General features: G+C 64.6%; 1 protein-coding gene. It reads left to right on the forward strand.

Annotation, left to right across the window (positions count from 1 at the left end; translation table 11 throughout):
• Nucleotides 1-263, forward strand: a 263-nt coding sequence (locus tag V0R37_RS22455; RefSeq protein ID WP_420376603.1) for a L,D-transpeptidase family protein, incomplete at both ends; no start/stop codon positions are given.

Below are 263 nucleotides of genomic sequence, written 5' to 3' on the forward strand. Positions count from 1 at the left end.
TCCGAAATACACCGAGGGCGACCGCCAGGCGCCGGAAGGTTTCTACACGGTGCGCCCCGGGCAGATGAACCCGAAGTCGGGATACCACCTGTCGTTCAACATCGGCTACCCCAACGCCTATGACCGCGCCAACGGCCGCACCGGCTCGAACCTGATGGTGCACGGCGCCTGCTCGTCGTCGGGCTGCTATTCGATGAACGACCCGCAGATCGAGGAAATCTACGCCTTCGCGCGCGACGCCTTCAAGGGCGGCCAGACCGAGT

The organism is Pollutimonas rozaliensis, from assembly GCF_048751585.1.
Taxonomy (GTDB): domain Bacteria; phylum Pseudomonadota; class Gammaproteobacteria; order Burkholderiales; family Burkholderiaceae_B.